This is a genomic window from Ruminococcus sp. NATIVEDY160, assembly GCF_045819885.1.
In the GTDB taxonomy this organism is placed as follows: domain Bacteria; phylum Bacillota; class Clostridia; order Oscillospirales; family Acutalibacteraceae; genus Ruminococcoides.
Genome location: NZ_CP162391.1, coordinates 557,000 through 573,213, shown reverse-complemented (window position 1 = coordinate 573,213; position 16,214 = coordinate 557,000). Strand labels below are relative to the sequence as shown.

Annotated in this window: 13 protein-coding genes; 1 reads left to right on the top strand and 12 read right to left on the bottom strand. The window is 53.8% G+C overall.

The features are described from left to right. Genes tsaD through alr form a run of 5 tightly spaced genes read right to left on the bottom strand, consistent with a single transcriptional unit; the run spans position 1 to position 5,582 of the window. Positions 1–1,005, bottom strand: coding sequence for a tRNA (adenosine(37)-N6)-threonylcarbamoyltransferase complex transferase subunit TsaD (tsaD, locus tag AB1I49_RS02740; protein WP_316612257.1), 1,005 nt, complete (start codon positions 1,003–1,005; stop codon positions 1–3). Positions 1,006–1,018: 13 nt separating this feature from the next. Further along, complete coding sequence (gene rimI, locus AB1I49_RS02735; RefSeq protein WP_316612259.1) at positions 1,019–1,453, bottom strand: ribosomal protein S18-alanine N-acetyltransferase; 435 nt, start codon at positions 1,451–1,453, stop codon at positions 1,019–1,021. Then, positions 1,443–1,877 (bottom strand): arsenate reductase/protein-tyrosine-phosphatase family protein, encoded by a 435-nt coding sequence (locus AB1I49_RS02730; protein ID WP_316610701.1) that lies wholly within the window; start codon positions 1,875–1,877, stop codon positions 1,443–1,445. Before AB1I49_RS02730 ends, rimI begins: the two co-directional genes overlap by 11 nt. After that, positions 1,861–4,410, bottom strand: coding sequence for a DNA polymerase I (gene polA, locus AB1I49_RS02725; RefSeq protein WP_407721320.1), 2,550 nt, complete (start codon positions 4,408–4,410; stop codon positions 1,861–1,863). The genes AB1I49_RS02730 and polA overlap by 17 nt, the downstream gene beginning before the upstream one ends. After that, positions 4,407–5,582, bottom strand: coding sequence for an alanine racemase (alr, locus tag AB1I49_RS02720; RefSeq protein ID WP_316610700.1), 1,176 nt, complete (start codon positions 5,580–5,582; stop codon positions 4,407–4,409). The genes polA and alr overlap by 4 nt, the downstream gene beginning before the upstream one ends. 208 nt (positions 5,583–5,790) lie before the next feature. Between alr and putP the strand changes: the two genes are divergently transcribed. After that, positions 5,791–7,353: a sodium/proline symporter PutP gene (putP, locus tag AB1I49_RS02715; protein WP_407721319.1), complete on the top strand. Its 1,563-nt coding sequence runs from the start codon at positions 5,791–5,793 to the stop codon at positions 7,351–7,353. 54 nt (positions 7,354–7,407) lie between these two features. Here putP and AB1I49_RS02710 read toward each other — a convergent pair whose 3' ends face one another. The 7 genes from AB1I49_RS02710 to AB1I49_RS02680 all read right to left on the bottom strand — a co-directional run bounded on the left by AB1I49_RS02710 (position 7,408) and on the right by AB1I49_RS02680 (position 16,101). Further along, a complete protein-coding gene (locus tag AB1I49_RS02710; RefSeq protein ID WP_407721318.1) occupies positions 7,408–7,653 on the bottom strand; it encodes a hypothetical protein in 246 nt (81 codons plus the stop codon). Positions 7,654–7,705: 52 nt separating this feature from the next. Further along, a complete protein-coding gene (locus tag AB1I49_RS02705; RefSeq protein WP_407721317.1) occupies positions 7,706–10,102 on the bottom strand; it encodes an alpha-amylase family glycosyl hydrolase in 2,397 nt (798 codons plus the stop codon). Between the two features lie 15 nt (positions 10,103–10,117). After that, a complete protein-coding gene (locus AB1I49_RS02700; protein ID WP_407721316.1) occupies positions 10,118–11,746 on the bottom strand; it encodes a starch-binding protein in 1,629 nt (542 codons plus the stop codon). Positions 11,747–11,931: 185 nt separating this feature from the next. Beyond that, complete coding sequence (locus AB1I49_RS02695; protein ID WP_316611587.1) at positions 11,932–13,203, bottom strand: replication-associated recombination protein A; 1,272 nt, start codon at positions 13,201–13,203, stop codon at positions 11,932–11,934. A 69-nt stretch (positions 13,204–13,272) separates the two neighbouring features. Further along, positions 13,273–14,529 carry a serine hydroxymethyltransferase gene (gene glyA / locus AB1I49_RS02690; RefSeq protein ID WP_316609932.1) on the bottom strand — a complete coding sequence of 419 codons (1,257 nt, stop codon included), beginning with the start codon at positions 14,527–14,529 and terminating at the stop codon, positions 13,273–13,275. A gap of 112 nt (positions 14,530–14,641) precedes the next feature. Beyond that, positions 14,642–15,607, bottom strand: a complete 966-nt coding sequence (gene dusB / locus AB1I49_RS02685; RefSeq protein WP_407721315.1) for a tRNA dihydrouridine synthase DusB — start codon at positions 15,605–15,607, stop codon at positions 14,642–14,644. Beyond that, positions 15,604–16,101, bottom strand: a complete 498-nt coding sequence (locus AB1I49_RS02680; RefSeq protein WP_316609930.1) for a hypothetical protein — start codon at positions 16,099–16,101, stop codon at positions 15,604–15,606. The genes dusB and AB1I49_RS02680 overlap by 4 nt, the downstream gene beginning before the upstream one ends. Positions 16,102–16,214 lie beyond the last annotated feature (113 nt).

The window sequence follows — 16,214 nt, the reverse complement described above, 5'->3', positions numbered from 1 at the left end:
TCATTCAATGCTCATCGTAGCATAGGCGTTCAAATCGGTTTTTGCGATATTTCCGCTGAGATACTCATAGTAGCCCTGCGAGCCGACCATAGCTGCGTTGTCACCGCAGAGCGACTTATCGGGCATATAAAATTCATAGCCGCGTTTTTTGCACTCGGCTTCAAGAGTTGAACGGAGAAGCGAATTTGCCGAAACGCCGCCCGCGATAACGAGCTTTTTCACGCCCAGATCCTCGGCAGCCCTGAGAAAATTCGTCGTCAGGCAATCCACAACCGCATATCTGAAGGAAGCGCAAACGTCAGCCTTGTTCAGCTCGATTCCCTTCTGTGCGGAGTTGTGAATGAGGTTAATCACCGCGGTCTTGAGCCCCGAGAAGCTGAAATCATACGGTGCGTCGTGTACAACCGGCCGCGGAAGCGTAAACGCGTGAGGGTCGCCGTCCTCTGCGACCTTGTCGAGCGCGATTCCGCCCGGGTAAGGCATTCCCATCGTGCGAGCTGCCTTGTCAAATGCCTCGCCTGCCGCGTCGTCGCGCGTTCTGCCGATGATTTTCATCTTTGTGTAGTCCTCGACCATTACGATGTGACTGTGGCCGCCCGATACGATAAGACAGAGAAACGGCGGCTTTAGTTCTAAATTAGAAATATAATTTGACGCTATGTGCGAGCGAAGATGGTGCGTCGGCACAAGCGGTATGCCCGTAGACAGCGATAAGCCCTTCGCGAAGTTCACTCCTACCAAAAGCGCACCTATCAAACCCGGCGCGTAGGTGACGGCGATAGCTTCAATGTCGCTCAGAGTGACCTTCGCCTGCTCCAGTGCCTGCGACACTACGGGTACGATCGCCTCGGCGTGACGTCGGGAAGCGATTTCCGGCACAACGCCGCCGTAGAGCTTGTGCTCCTCAACCTGAGAGGCAACTACCGACGAAAGCACACACCGTCCGTCCTCGACAACCGCCGCTGCGGTCTCGTCGCAGGAGGATTCTATTGCTAAAATTTTCATTGTTTTCACCATATCAAAAGTATTTTGTCATCAAAACCGCGGCTTCGGTCGGATCGGAGTAGTAATTCTTCCTCTCACCCGCCTTGATAAAGCCGAATTTTGAGTAGAGCGAGATCGCCGCGGAGTTGCTCTCCCTGACCTCGAGGGTGATAAAGCAAAGGCTGTTCTTCATTGAGTAGGTCACAAGCTCGCGCACGAGAGCGTAGCCCACGCCGCGCCTGCGGTAATCCGCGCTGACAGCGACGTTGAAGATGTATCCCTCGTCGACGATGACCTCCATGCCGACATAGCCGATGACCTTTTCGTCCTCAACCGCGACGAGAAAGAGCGAGTTTTCCTTTTCGAGCGACTCCTCAAGGCTCTTTTTTGACCACGGGTGCGAAAAGCACTCCGCTTCAATCGCCGCGACCGCGTCAATACAGGCGGCTGTCATTTTCTCAATCCTCATAGCTTCTGAGAATCTCCTCAACCGCGAGCTTGATCATATCGCGGCACATGCGGTAAATCTCGACGCTGCCGCCGTATGGGTCGGCGATATCGAGCACCTCCGCTCTGTCCTCAGCAAGGCCGACGCTCTGGGTGAGTATCTGATAATGCTCGCTTGACATGCAGTAGATTTTCTCAAAGTCCGCGATGTCGTAATCATATATAAAATGCGATTTGAAGCCGCTGAGGTCGACTCCTATTTCCTTACATACCTCAACCGCGTGCTTGGAGGCAGGCATTCCGCTGACCGCCGCCAAGCCGAAGCTGTAAGCGCGTACGTTGATTCCGCGTTCCTCAGCCTCTTTATTGAAAATTGTCTCCGCCATCGGGCTGCGGCAGGTGTTGCCTGTGCAGACGAAGGCGATATACTTAACCTTTTGCATCATACCACGTCTTTCCGACCGCCGCGTCTGCCGTCAGCGGAACGCTGAGCTTAACGGCGCTCTCCATTTCTTCCTGTAAGAGCTGTCTGACCTGCTCGCTCTCTTCCTCGGGCGCTTCGACGATCAGTTCGTCGTGCACCTGCAAAATCAGCCGCGCGCGCAGGTTTTCGCGCTTCAATCTCTCGTCGACGCGCACCATCGCGATTTTGATGATATCCGCCGCGGTGCCCTGAATGGGCATATTCCTCGCCACACGCTCGCCAAACGCCTTGAGCATGTGCTTGCCCGAGCTCAATTCGGGCAGGTAGCGCCGTCTGCCGAACATCGTCTCGACATAGCCGTCGCGCTTTGCCTGCTCGGTCACGCGCTCCATGTATCGGTCAACGCCGCTGTAGTGGGTGAGGTAGCTGTCGATGTAGCGCTTCGCCTCTTTTGTGGAAACGCCGATGTCCTTCCCGAGCGAAAAAGCACCGATTCCGTAGACGATTCCGAAGTTGACCGCCTTGGCGTTTCTTCTCATTGCGGGTGTCACCATCTCGAGCGGCATATTGAACACCTGTGAGGCGGTGATCGCGTGTATATCCTCGCCGCTGTTGAAGGCGGCGATCATGTTTTCGTCGTTCGCTATATGCGCCAGCACTCGCAGCTCGATCTGGGAGTAGTCAGCGTCCACGAGAACAAAGCCTTCCTCTGCGCAGAAGAACTTGCGCATTTCCCTGCCAAGCTCAGTGCGGACGGGAATATTCTGCAAATTCGGCTCGGTGGAGCTGATTCTGCCCGTGCGCGTTTCGGTCTGATTGAAGCTCGAGTGGATCCTGCCGTCGTCGGCAATAACCTTGAGCAAGCCCTCGCAGTAGGTTGAATTGAGCTTTGCGAGAGCGCGGTAGTTGAGCACCATGTCGACGATCGGGTGGTCGTAACGCAAGCCCTCGAGAACCTCCGCGTTTGTGCTGTATCCGCTCTTTGTTTTCTTCTTCGCGGGCAGATGCAGATCCTCAAAGAGCACCTTTCCGAGCTGTTTGGGCGAATTGATGTTGAATTCCTGACCCGCGTTAAGGTAAATCGCCTGCTCAAGCTCGTGGATCTGCTGTGAGAGCATGGCGCCGTAGTCGGCGATACCCTGCCTGTCGACCGCAAAACCGACGTTTTCCATCTTCGCGAGCACTCTCGCAAGCGGGATTTCGATTTCGCGCAGCAGCTTTTCCTGACCGTTTGCCTTGATCTCGTTCTCGAGCCTGTTGCAGAGCTTGTCATAAACCGCCAGAGGACAGAATTTCTTGTCCTCTTCACTTTCGGCGGCGGGCATTGTGACCTCGTAGACCGTGCAGAGGGTTTCGTCGGAGTAGTCCTTCTCGGAAGGCTGCAGCAGATACGCGGCGAGCTCAACGTCGAAGGCGAGATCAGCTATCTCAAACCCATGCCTGTCGGCATAAGCAAACAGCGCCTTGCAGCCGGTTGTATACAGGCGGATTTCGGGATTTTGAAGTATCGCAGCAAAGAGTTCAGCGTCATCGCTGACGTAAATATTGCCCTTATATAATATAGAAAAGGATTTTAATTCCTTTTTGGAAATTTCAGCAATGAGATACACCTCTCCGAGCAGCTCATTCACGGAAATTGTATCGTCACAAATAGTAAGAGTCGGCAGGTCTGCCTTTGTTTCGGCGGCAACAGGCACGTCCGAAAGGTTGTATTTTTCTATTAAAGAAAATAGTTCCAGCTTCTGCATGAGCGCGAGCGCTTTTGTCGGCTCCTCACATACGACCTTGTAGCGGCTGACGTCGGTATCAATCGGAACGTTGCGGACAATCTCGCCCAGCATACGGCTGAGAATTGCGTTGTCCTTTGAGGCGATGAGCTTTTTGCGCACTCCGTCCTTGATTTCGGGCGAATCGATGTTCTCGTAAACTTCCTCTACGGTTTTGAACCGCTTGATAAGGTCTCCCGCGCCCTTGGGGCCAATGCCCGCGACACCCGGGATATTGTCGGAACTGTCGCCCTGGATAGCCTTGATCTCGATCAGTCCCGAGGGAGTAACGCCGTATTCCTCCATGATTTTTTCCGGAGTGTAGCGCAGATCGCCCTTGTTGGTGCAGAGGTGAACCACGGTTTCGTCCGAAACGAGCTGCAGGCTGTCGCGGTCGCCTGTGGCGATAACGCACTCGTCGCTGTTGTGCTCGCAGGCGTCGGCAAAGGTGCCGAGGATATCGTCCGCTTCAAAGCCCTCACATGTGACGAGCTTGTAGCCCAGAAGCGTGAGCAGCTCCTTGAGAACAGGCATCTGTGAGGCAAGCTCGGGCGGCATTCCCTTGCGGTTCGCCTTGTAGCCATCGTAAGCCTTGTGGCGGAAGGTCGGAGCCTTCAGATCAAAGGCGATCGCCACCGCGTCGGGGTTCTCGTCGCGCTCGATTTTGTTCAGCATATTCAGAAAGCCGTAAATTGCGTGCGTGAACTGACCGTCCTTGTTGGTCAGCGGACGTATGCCGTAGAAGGCGCGGTTGACAATGCTGTTTCCGTCAACAACAAGAATCCTCATAGCTTGTACATCACCTCGGTCATTTTTCCGTTTTTATAGTAGATACGGGGTACGCGCTTGCCGACAAGACAAACGACCTCGTAGTTAATAGTATCTGTGTTAGCGGCGAGAGTATCCGCGGTGGGCTCGCCTTTTTCGCCCGTGCCGAAAACAATGACCTCGTCGCCCTGCTCGATGTGGTCGATTTCGGTAACGTCGAGCATGGTCTGATCCATACAGATCCTGCCGACGATCTTAGCCTTCTGACCGTTAACGAGCATATAGCCGTCCTTGGCGTTCGCCCTGACATAGCCGTCGGCGTAACCGATAGGCACTGTCGCGATTCTCATGTCCTTTTCGGCGGTGAAGGTTCTGCCGTAGGAGATCGTCGCGCCTTTTTTGAGCTCCTTGACGTAGGCAACGGAGGTCTTGAGCGTCATCGCGGGAATGAGGTTGAGCTTGCCGCTGAGCTTCGGCGACGGCGCTAAGCCGTAGAGGATAATGCCCGCGCGAACCATGTCGCAATAGGTCTGGGAATAGTCCTCGATCGCGCCGCTGTTTGAGCAGTGGCAGAAATCGAACGTCCTGCCCTTTGCGGCAAGAGCGTCGCGAACGTGGATAAAGTTGGAATACTGCTTCTCGGTGAAGTCTCTTCCCTCTTCGCTCTCGTCGGACACGCAGAAGTGGGTGAACATGCCCTCGGGAATCAGTCCGGGCAGGTCGCACGCCTCGCATATTTCTTCTACGGAATTATCATCGCGCGGAAATTCCTGACACATAAAGCCTATGCGGCTCATACCGGTGTCAGCCTTGATGTGGATTTTGCAGGTGCATTCTGCCTTTTCGCACTCTTCAGAAAGGCTCCTCGCGTAATCAAGAGAGAAAACTGCCTGGCTGATGTTGTATTCACACAGCTTTGCCGCATCGCGGACGGGAGTGTAGCCGAGAATCAGAATCGGCAGCTTTACACCCGCGTTGCGGATCTCGATGCCCTCGTCAATGTTGGATACCGCGAAAAAGTCCGCGCCGAGCGCTTCGTAAAGCTGCGCGAGCTCGGCGGCGCCGTGACCGTAGCCATCTGCCTTGATCACACAGCACAGCTTTGCGCCGTCTGTTTTGCGGCGTATCTCAGTGAAATTATGCGCAATGGCGTCGAGTGAAATCTCCGCCCATGTTCTCTTGACAAAATCCACAATAATACCTCTTCTCTTAATCTGTAGATAAGAATACATATTTATGTTTATTATATTACTTTTTCCCGCTCAAATCAACCTTCAATACCCGATTGATCATAAAATATTATAAATTCACAAATTATTGCAATTTTTATTGATTTTTTCGCTTTAATATGTTAAACTTATGAAGTATGTTGTAAATATTAAAAAGGAGGAACATCCGAAAATGACAACAAGCAATATTATTGTTTTGGTTGCCTTCGCGTTTTACATGCTGGTTATGATTGCGATCGGCGTTGTTTACTCGAAGAAAACCAAAAACAACGAGGACTATTTCCTCGGCGGCAGAAACCTCGGCGGCTGGACTGCGGCGCTTTCCGCACAGGCCTCCGATATGAGCGGCTGGCTGCTGATGGGTCTTCCCGGTTCGGTATACCTTGCGGGTACCGGCGAGGTATGGATCGCTATCGGTCTGCTGCTCGGCACAATCCTCAACTGGTACATCGTTTCCTCAAGACTGAGGAAATACACGATCGTAGCGGGCAACTCGCTGACTATCCCCAGCTTCTTCCAGAACCGCTACCGCGACAAGAAAGGCATCATCAAGATCGTTTCCGCGGTCATCATCGCCATCTTCTTTGCGGTCTACACGGCTTCCGCGTTCAGCTCCGGCGCCAAGCTCTTCGCTACCCTCTTTGGCAACAGCCAGAACGGCGAGATGGATCAAACCGCTTATCTCATAGGTCTGATCATCGCTTCCGTAGTTATTCTCGTCTACACCTTCATGGGCGGCTTCAAGGCGGTATGCACCACCGACCTCATTCAGGGTCTGCTGATGCTCGTGGCAATCCTTGCCGTGCCGATCGTTGCTTACGCGATCCTCACATGGGATCAGGGCTTCTCTCAGGCGCTCATCTCCAAGGGCGTTGAGAGTCCCGAAAACTACCTTGACTTTCTCAAGAACACCGACGGCTCACCCGTATCGGCAGTTTCTATCATCTCAAGCCTCGCTTGGGGTCTCGGCTACTTCGGTATGCCCCACATCATCATCCGCTTCATGGCTATCAAGAACGAGGCGGAGGTCAAGAAGTCCAGAAAAATCGCAATCATCTGGGTCGTTCTCTCACTCGCGGCGGCTTGCCTTATCGGTATGATCGCGAGAGGCTACCTCAGCACTCAGCTTGAGGCAGGCTCCAGCGAAACCGCGTTTATCCGCCTGATCCAGGAGATCTTCGCTAACAACGGCGTGCTTATCTTCATCGGCGGCATCTTCCTCTGCGGCATCCTCGCTGCTATCATGTCTACCGCGGACAGCCAGCTCCTCGTTACCGCATCCGCTGTTTCCGAGGATATGTACAAAGGCGTTTTCAAGAAGAACGCCTCCGAGAAAAACGCGCTCTGGGTAGGCAAGATTGCCGTTGTAGTTGTCGCGGTCATCGCCTTCTTCATCGCGCTTGACCCCTCCTCGAGCATCATGGGTCTTGTTTCCGACGCGTGGGCAGGCTTCGGCTCCGCATTCGGCCCCGTAGTTCTCCTCGCTCTGTTCTGGAAGCGCTCCACCCTCGCCGGTGCCGTAAGCGGCATGGCTGTCGGCGCTCTCACCGTTATCGTCTGGGACTACATTCCGCTCGTTAACGGTCAGACTCCCGGCGCAGCTACAGGTCTTTACTCTCTGGCTATCGGCTTCTTCCTCGCGCTCCTCGTCAACGTTGTGGTTTCTCTGATTTCAAAGAAGCCCTCCGACGATATCGTCAAGGAATTCGAGTCGATCAAGAACATCGAAATCTAAACAGCATAAAGCTAACGCCCGACGCGATTGCGCCGGGCGTTTTGTTTTGCCTTATTACTGGCCGCCGAACGGATTCTTGATTTTATCCATGATACCGCCGCCGATGATGTCCTTCGCCTTCGCGAGGATATCCTGAGCCTGCTCCTCACTGATGTTGAGCTTCTCGGCGATCTGGCTTATGATCTTGGCAGCGTTTCCGAGAAGGTTGTTGTTCTCGATAACGTCATTAACCTTTGAGCCGTCCTCAGTGCTGAGTCCTGTCTTTTTGCAGAGCTCCGCGATAAAGTCTGTCTTGTTCATAAAAAGCACATCTTTTACAATATTTCAGTATGCGATTCTGACCGCATATTATTTACTTCAGATAAGTTCCCGTGCCACCTATTGCTCCGTCGATGCCTGTGAAGCCCTCGCCGCAGCAGACATAAACGCGCATATTAGCCTTTCCGATCGTCGGAACAGTGAGCGTGCCCGAGGTTACGTTCTGTACATCGCCCGTCACGGCGTCGACGTATCTTCCGTTTGGCAGTCCCTTGAAGGTCGCGCCGCCCGAGATCGTAACACAGGCGAGGCTGTCTGTGCTCTCGTCGGTGAAGCGGCGGATATACGCCATATTGCCGCTGACATACGTTGACGAGGTCGTGTACTGACCCTTTTGCAGGGCGGGAATCGCGCGGCGGATCGCGTTGAGCTTTGAAATATGCTGAGAAAGCGGCTTTTCAAGCGTTTCCTTGACCGTACCTGTCGCGGTGAAGTCGCTGAAATCATTTGCCTCAACAGCGCCCTCCAGATAATCGCCGAAGTAGGCGCGTCCCGTGGTTTCGAGAGGAGCGTTGGGACCCACGTCGATGACCGCTCCCTTTTTGAACTCGACCTCGGAGCCGTAGTAAACGCAGGGAATACCGCGGAAGGTGAACATCAGATCAAGATCCTCAGCCCACGTCTGGGTACCGCCTGCAAAGCGGTTCTTCTCGTCGGGCGATTCGGGCGAGTAGTCGTGGGAATCGACATACATCACATTATAGGTCGAATCGTTGTAATACTTGTCGCCGTCTCTGCCGATATTGTAGGCGCTTTCGGCGCTGCCGAACATGCGGTGCATCTGGAAGTCGATCGCCTCCATGCCCGATGCCTTGGTGCGGTCGGGCGTGTGGTAGGAAATACCCTTAAGGAATGCGTTGTCCGAGGTAGGTTCATCGGACGGGTCGTCCTCGGCTAAGTAGTGGTCAAAGGTGAGGTTCATGTTGTCGTTGATATCCTTGGCGGTAGTACCCCACGACCAGTTTTTCTCCCACTCGGGGTTGCTTTCCTTCCATGTGTAGTACGGAGAGCTCTCCTCGGCGTGACCTCTGTACCACGTCTGTGTATATCGGGTACAGATTTCGCCGAACATCAAAAAGTTCGGGTTGCCGGCGCCCTTCGCGGCGTCGAGAATCTGGGGATTGAACATTATATTCAGGGCTACGCGCGGAATGTGTCTTACGGTATCGACGCGGAAGCCGTCGACGCCCATCTCGATGTATTTGCTGTAGGCGTTGGTTACGTACTCCGCGACAGCGGGATTCTCGGTGTTGAGGTCAACGCAGTCGCCGTCAATCTGGCAGTATTTGCAGCTCCAGTCGTCCCAGTTAAGACTCTGGAAGAAGCCTGTATGGTAATAGTTGTTCGGATTGTAGGTTTTGCTATCAGATACCTTGACGATATCGTAGTCGCTCTTGTCGGGTTGGAGTCCCTTGGAGTTGCCTACCTCGGCAGGATAATCTACGTTCTTCATCAGGTTCAGGCGCTGCTTGTACTGAAGCTCGCCCTTCTGTGCCCAGTATTCCTCAGGTGATTTGAGTCCGTAGGAATCGAGAAGATACTTTGTCGGGATCATCGATTCCTCGAGGTTTGAGAGGTCGGCGCTGTAGTCCTTCTCAAAGAGCGGACAGAAAAACGCTTCGCCGAAGTTGCCCGTATGCTGCCAGACAACGTCCTGGATAATCTTCATGCCCTTTTCGTGAACGGCGTGAATCAGATCCTCAAAATCAAAGTCGTCGCTCTCGTAGCGCTTGTCGACTGTGGAGAAATCCATCGCGTGGTAGCCGTGGTAGTCGTAGCCCGAGGCGTTTGTGACAACGGGAGTTACCCAGATCGCGGAAAAACCGAGTGCCTTGATGTAGTCGAGCTTTTCAGCAAGGCCCTTGAAATCTCCGCGCCACGCGGGGTCGGAATCGGGATTGCCCGCCTTGCTGTCGTCCCAGCAGTGAACATTGTTGCCGCTGTCGCCGTCGTAGAAGCGGGTCGTCATTACAAAGTAGATGCTCTCCTCGCGCATATCGACGCTGTCAGGCGGATCTACCTCGTCGGGATCGTACTTAGTCCATCTGCCGTTTGAAAACCACCACTGTCCAAGCTCGCCCTGAGGCGCTGTCAGCTTGTACTCGCGCGAATACTGCTTTCCGTCGGCGCCGGTGATAAGAGCGTTGACCTTTGTAACGCCCTTGATCGAATAGCGGAACCACTTGCCCGACTCTGTCATCTTCTCGCCCGGGTAGGACTTTGACATCGCGCTGTTGGTTGGCAGCGAGTTCCAGAGATAAATATACGGCTGGGTCAGCCCATCCTGTCTGACAAACACGACAATTTCAGTTTCAGACGCAGAAACCTCGGATTTCTCCGAGGTTTCCAAAGCATTAACTGCAATTATTCCTGTCGCGGTGACAATCAGCAGGACGAGCACCAGAGTCAAAATTCGTCTGATACCGCTCATAGCTCCTCCTCCGAATTAAGTTGCAAGAATATACTGAAGCGCGGTAGCGTCAGATACTGTCATAATGCCGTCACGGTTGATGTCAGCGAGGCTCAAATCAATTGTGCGTGCGTCAGCATACTCGGCGCAGTGCTTCTGAATGTAGGTAACGTCCATGATATTAACATCGCCGTCCTGATTCGCGTCGCCGAACCGGTAGCCCGACGGAGAAGTTGTGGGAGCAACTGTCGGTGTGGGATAGGAGGTAGTTGCGGGAACTGTTGTCGGTACGGGGGTAGTTGTGGTGGGCTTCTGAGTTGTAGGCTGAGGCTGAGTTACAGGCTCGGTCGGGGTGGGAATGTTGCCGTCGGTTGAGGTGTAGGTGTAGGTTTTGCTGATTGTTGAGTTGTCGGAAGCCTGAACGAAAACATCAACTGTGTAGTTGCCCTTCATTGAGGGTTTGAACTGATATGTACTGTTGAGAGTGTAGTACGGAACGTTGGGCACACCGTTGGGGTCGGTGACAACGTACTTGTAGAAGAGCAGGTTGGTACCTGTCTGGCCGCCGCCCGCAGTGACGGAAACGGTCGCCGTTGAACCCATCTTGATGAGATTGAGGTTAGCGGGAGTAACCTTCTTGATGATCGGGTTTGTGACGCCTGTGTCAGGCGCTACGGTAAGGCTGAGGGTACGGCTGTTGTCGTTGCCCGCGTCGTCCTTGACATCGAGAGTAACGGTGTAGCTGCCCGCTGCAGTGGGAGTCCATGAAACGCTCTTCGCTGTGCTGAAGTCGGAAACAACCGAGCTGCCGCCCGAGGCGTTTGTTACACTGAACTTGTAGAATACATTGGAGCTGCTCTTGCTTGCCGCCTCCGCAGTGAGAGTAACCTCCGAGCCTGTGTAAACATCGGAAGCGGGGTCTGCGGTGAACGAAGTAATGCGCAGGTCATTTACGTCATAGGGTGACCACTGCTTTGTTGACCGGTCGTAAATCTGACCGTAATTAGCGGTGAGGTCGTCTGTCTGGTCATTGCCGTTGTTGAAGATGCATTTTGCGTACTTTTTCTTTGCGGTGTACATCCATACGCCGTCGCCGAGGTTTGTCATTTCCTCGCCCGACCATGCGGCGTTCTTGTCGGAGTCGCTGTTCCACATATAGCACTTAACAACGCTCCAGTTGTCTGTGTTCTTGAAATAAACCACATTGTCGCCCGAAGGAGTTGTGGGAGTGGGCGTTGTGGGAGTGGGAGTTGTGGGAGTGGGAGTTGTGGGAGTGGGAGTTGTGGGTGTGTTGCCATAGTCGCCCCATGAGCCGGCGCTGAGATCGTAAATCTTGTTTGCGCCGGGATAATCCATATCAGTGGTCTGGTTGCCGTTGCCGCCTTCGCCCTTGTTGAAGATGATCTTGGAGAAGTCACCTGAAAGCGTATAGGAATAAACGCCGTCGCCGACCTCTGTCATCTTAACGCCGGGCCAATCGGCGTTTTTCTGCTCGCCGTTGCCGTTCCACATGTAGCAGTGGAGATTTGTCCAGCCGTTATTCGCCTTGACATAGACTGTATCTCCGCTTGCCGCAAACGCACTCACAGCACCTACCATTACGGCAGTCGCAATCAGAGCCAGGCAGAGAACAAGGCACAGAAATTTGTGTTGCTTTTTTACCATAGTGATGTTCCTCCAAACTTCTAAATGTTTACTCTCATAAAATGTACTCACAACAGGTAGTGTATACTACCCTATAATCACTATTATATTATACATTATTTTTATTTTGAATTTCGTTTTTTTCGTTAAAGAAAATATCCGTTTTTGCAATGACGAAAAATCACAGTCAGTTTTGTGCAGAATCACTATAGTTTTATTCCTTTTATTTTTTCCCAATAGGCCTTGAATGCCTGCTCGTTCTTGTTTTCGCCGTATTGATAATACCTTGAGTCCTTAATTATGTCGGGAAGATACTGCTGATAGGTGTAGTGGTTCGGGTAATCGTGAGGATAAATATAATGCTGTCCCTTGTTTTCGTTATCCTCGCCGTCGTAGTGCATATTCTGGAGCTGACGCGGCACTGGGCCTGTGTTTCCGCGGCGGATATCTCGGATAGCCTTGTCAACTGCAATACAGCCCGAGTTTGATTTCGGCGCGTTGCAGACGAGAATCACCGCGTCAGCGAGAGGTATCCTCGCCTCGGGCAGACCCACCGCCTGGGCGATGTCAACGCAGGACTTTACGATAGGGATTATCTGAGGATAGGCAAGTCCGACGTCCTCGCAGGCACAGACCATAAGTCTTCTGCACGCTGACGGCAAATCTCCCGCCTCGAGCAACCTGCCGAGGTAGTGCAGAGCCGCGTCCGGATCTGAGCCGCGCATGCTCTTCTGGTAAGCGGAAACAATGTCGTAATGCTCGTCGCCGTCGCGGTCGTAGCGCATGGCACTCTTCTGTGAGAGAGCCTCGGCGGTTTCGAGCAGAATATGCTTCTTGCCGTCAATGCAGTCCGTCGCGATTGCCGAAAGCTCGAGGGCGTTCATCGCCTTTCGCACGTCGCCGCCGCAGCCTGTCGCAATTTTTGCGGCACAGCCGTCCTCGAGGGTGATTTCGATATCCTGCTCCTTCGAGAGCAGTTCAGCGGCGCGGATCACGGCGCGCTCAACCTCCTTCGGCTCGACGGACTTGAACTCAAAAACCGTCGAGCGGCTGAGAATCGCGTTGTAGACGTAGAAATACGGGTTCTCGGTGGTCGAGGCAATCAGGGTGATGCTGCCGTTCTCTATGTATTCGAGCAGGGTCTGCTGCTGCTTTTTATTGAAGTACTGTATCTCGTCGAGATAGAGCAGGATTCCGTTGAGCCCCTCAAAGGTATTGAGCCCGGCGACGATCTCCTTGATATCTGCGGTCGAGGCGGTGGTTCCGTTGAGCTTCTTGAGGGTCTTGCGGGTCTGCTTTGCGATGTAGGTCGCGAGGGTGGTCTTTCCGACGCCCGAAGGCCCGTAAAAAATCAGGTTGGGCACGTCGCCGCTCTCGATGATTTTTCTCAGCGGTCTGCCCTCTCCGAGCAGGTGCTTCTGACCGACTATATCGTCGAGCGACTGCGGACGTAACCGGTCGGCAAGCGGTTTTTGCATTGTGTGTCACCTCCGTATAGCTGTATAAAAAAGGCGCGGCAAAGCACTTTGCCCTGCCGCTGACCGTGATTATTCGTAAAGAGGATACTTTTTGCAGATGGCTTCTACGCCTGCTCTTACCTTATCCCTGCTGTTCTCGTAGTCGTTGAGAACGAGGGTGATGTACTCGGCGATGAGATCCATGTCCTCCTCGTTCAGACCGCGGGTGGTAACGGCTGCTGTGCCGATTCTTACGCCGCTGGTAACGAAGGGTGAACGGGGTTCGCCGGGGATAGTGTTCTTGTTGACGGTAATGTAGCAGTCGTCAAGACGCGCCTCAAGCTCCTTGCCTGTTACGTCGGTATCGCGGAGGTCGAGAAGCATTACGTGGTTGTCGGTGCCGCCCGAAACGAGCTTGCAGCCTCTCTTGAGAAGTCCTTCCGCGAGAGCCTTGCAGTTTGATACGACCTTTGCGCCGTACTCCTTGAACTCGGGCTTGAGAGCTTCGCCGAAGCAAACAGCCTTCGCGGCGATCGTGTGCATGAGCGGGCCGCCCTGTGTGCCCGGGAAGATAGCCTTGTCGATCTGCTTTGCGAACTCTGCGCGGCAGAGGATCATACCGCCTCTGGGACCTCTGAGGGTCTTGTGGGTGGTGGTGGTTACGAACTCGCAGTAAGGAACGGGGTTGGGATGAACGCCCGCGGCAACAAGACCGGCGATGTGCGCCATGTCAACCATCAGATAAGCGCCGACCGCATCGGCAATCTCTCTGAGCTTTGCGAAATCGATGATTCTGGGATATGCGGAAGCGCCCGCAACGATCATCTTGGGCTTGCATTCCTTGGCGGTTTCGAGAACCTTGTCGTAATCGATACGGTGGGTAACGCTGTCAACGCCGTAGGGTACGAAGTTGAAGTACTTACCCGAGATGTTTACGGGTGAACCGTGGGTCAGGTGGCCACCCTCGTTGAGGTTCATACCCATAACGGTGTCGCCGGGCTCGAGCATTGCAAAGTATACGGCAGTGTTTGCCTGTGCACCCGAATGAGGCTGTACGTTTGCGTGCTCTGCGCCGAACAGCTCGCATGCTCTCCGGCGCGCGATCTCCTCTACAACGTCTACGCACTCGCAGCCGCCGTAGTAGCGCTTTCCGGGATAACCCTCTGCGTATTTATTGGTGAGATGACTGCCCATAGCCGCCATAACGGCAGGTGTTACGATGTTTTCGCTGGCAATCAGTTCAAGATTGCGGCGCTGTCTTTTAAGCTCGTCGTTCATTGCGTTTCCGACGGCGGGGTCATACTCCTGAAGGTATTTCAGTGCCGCGATGTTTGTTAATTCACTCATTTTTAACTTCCCCTTTGTGTCATTATTGTGCTTTGAATAGATATACCCGCCTGCGGGGTTCGGTCAAAACCGACGTTATAAATCGGCTCTGACCGAACCCCACAGAAAATACTCAAGTATTCAGTATTCTGTTTCTCAGTTTATATATATCTTCGAGCGCGCTCAGCTTTCCTGCCTCGTTTCGCAGCGCCGCCGCGCCCTTCATACCCTTGAAATATCCGATGACCAGCTTGCGCGCCTGACGCATGGCGATGTACTCGCCCTTGTACTCAACCATCTTCTCAACCTGCCCGACCATCGTGTCGAGCTTTTCCTCAAGAGTCGGAAAGAAGAGTTTTTCGCCCGAAAGATAGGCGTTGATCTGCCCGAACAGCCACGGATTGCCGAGACTCGCCCTGCCGACCATCACAAGGTCACAGCTTGTCCGCTCCATGACCTCCTTCGCCTTCTGCGCGGAGTCGACATCTCCGTTCGCGATGACGGGAATCTGCACGGACTGCCTGACCTGACGGATAATCTCATAGTCAACGGGCGGCTTGTAGTACTGCATTCGCGTCCTGCCGTGAACGGTGATCGCCACGGCGCCCGCGCGCTCACAGATTTGGGCGATCTCAACGGCGTTTACGCTGCCGTCGTCCCAGCCCTTGCGGATTTTTACGGTGACGGGAACGTCGCAGACGGCGGTGACAGCCCTGACGATCTCGCCGACAAGCTCGGGCTTGCGCATCAGCGCGCTGCCGCTGCCGCTGCCGCTTATCTTCGGAGCGGGACAGCCCATGTTAATATCGATAATATCAGGCTGGTTTTTCATCGCGTGAACAGCCGCTTCCGCCATGCAGGAAGGCTCGTCCCCGAATATCTGAATGCCGCACGGGCGTTCAATACCGGAGATCACCATCAGCTTCTCGCTCTTCTTGCTCTGAAACGAGAGCGCCTTTGAGCTGACCATTTCGCTGACGCAGCAGCCTGCGCCGTGCTCCATACACAGCTCTCGGTAAGCTCGGTCGGTAACTCCTGCCATCGGCGCGAGAAGCGCGCGCGATCTGAGCCTGACGGCGCCGATTGAAGCTTCCGTCATACGCGTCTGCCTGCGCGGTAACCGCTCAGCTTGGTGCTGACAGCGACCGCGAATATAACAATCAGTCCGACTATCACGCATATCCACGAGATGATACCTGCGGCTGCGTTGGTTGTGTAGCTCTTCTCGCTGACAGTCTTTGGTATCGTCGGCGGTACAAACTCGGTGGTATCAGTGTTATCATGGATAACGCCGCCGCTTTCGGTATGCGCTTCGGTTGTTTCCTGCGCGGTTGCCGGAGCGGTTGTCGCCTGAGTCGGAGCTTGGGTGGTCGCTTCGGTAACAGGCTCGGTCGGCGGAACGGTAGGCGGATCTGTCGGCGGTTCTGTCGGCGGATCCGTCCATATAGGCTCTTCGGTCACGGGCACGGTTACAATCGGCTGCTCTGTAACAACAGGCTCCTCCTCGGCAAAAACGCCGACGACGCCTGCCGATATCATAACGAGCCCGAATATGACCGCCGTTATCCGATTTATCAGAGTTCTGTGCTTCATTTTCATACCCCATTTGGCATATATATGATGATTATATCAAATTCAAACGGGTTTTGCAAGTAAAAAATCACTTTTGCGAAGCATGGCAACTTGTAAATATCTACAAAACGCTG

Coding starts and splice junctions, on each gene's coding strand:
- AB1I49_RS02730 (WP_316610701.1), bottom strand. CDS start 1,877: ATGATGCAAAAGGTTAAGTATATCGCCTTCGTCTGCACAGGCAACACC.
- tsaD (WP_316612257.1), bottom strand. CDS start 1,005: ATGAAAATTTTAGCAATAGAATCCTCCTGCGACGAGACCGCAGCGGCG.
- AB1I49_RS02710 (WP_407721318.1), bottom strand. CDS start 7,653: ATGAACAAGACAGACTTTATCGCGGAGCTCTGCAAAAAGACAGGACTC.
- glyA (WP_316609932.1), bottom strand. CDS start 14,529: ATGAGTGAATTAACAAACATCGCGGCACTGAAATACCTTCAGGAGTAT.
- putP (WP_407721319.1), top strand. CDS start 5,791: ATGACAACAAGCAATATTATTGTTTTGGTTGCCTTCGCGTTTTACATG.
- AB1I49_RS02700 (WP_407721316.1), bottom strand. CDS start 11,746: ATGGTAAAAAAGCAACACAAATTTCTGTGCCTTGTTCTCTGCCTGGCT.
- AB1I49_RS02705 (WP_407721317.1), bottom strand. CDS start 10,102: ATGAGCGGTATCAGACGAATTTTGACTCTGGTGCTCGTCCTGCTGATT.
- rimI (WP_316612259.1), bottom strand. CDS start 1,453: ATGAGGATTGAGAAAATGACAGCCGCCTGTATTGACGCGGTCGCGGCG.
- polA (WP_407721320.1), bottom strand. CDS start 4,410: ATGAGGATTCTTGTTGTTGACGGAAACAGCATTGTCAACCGCGCCTTC.
- dusB (WP_407721315.1), bottom strand. CDS start 15,607: ATGACGGAAGCTTCAATCGGCGCCGTCAGGCTCAGATCGCGCGCGCTT.
- AB1I49_RS02695 (WP_316611587.1), bottom strand. CDS start 13,203: ATGCAAAAACCGCTTGCCGACCGGTTACGTCCGCAGTCGCTCGACGAT.
- AB1I49_RS02680 (WP_316609930.1), bottom strand. CDS start 16,101: ATGAAGCACAGAACTCTGATAAATCGGATAACGGCGGTCATATTCGGG.